This window comes from Chryseobacterium sp. SIMBA_038 (assembly GCF_046535115.1).
In the GTDB taxonomy this organism is placed as follows: Bacteria; Bacteroidota; Bacteroidia; order Flavobacteriales; family Weeksellaceae; genus Chryseobacterium.
Map to the genome: position 1 here is coordinate 1 of NZ_JAWRXH010000358.1, position 246 is coordinate 246.

Sequence of the window (246 nt, forward strand, 5' to 3'; positions counted from 1 at the left end):
GACTCATTCCATTAATAGAAATATTTGATGTTCCAATTCTAACAAGTGTCAAGGTTTTCCCTTTATTAGATGCATTTGCAGGGAAAGCGGTTAAGTCAGCAGTGTTTCCTGTAAGAAAAACATAACCATTAAGGTCTGTAGCTGTAAAATCGTTTCCAGTACTGGAAATTCTAATGTTAGGTGCAGAAATTACTCCGCCTCCGCCTCCTAGTGCTTTCCAAACATTGTTACCAGATGTACCATCAT

Annotated in this window: 1 protein-coding gene; it reads right to left on the reverse strand. The window is 38.2% G+C overall.

What is annotated here, in order from left to right; all coding sequences use genetic code 11:
- Positions 1-246, reverse strand: a 246-nt coding sequence (locus tag SB689_RS23890; RefSeq protein ID WP_410694514.1) for a hypothetical protein, incomplete at both ends; no start/stop codon positions are given.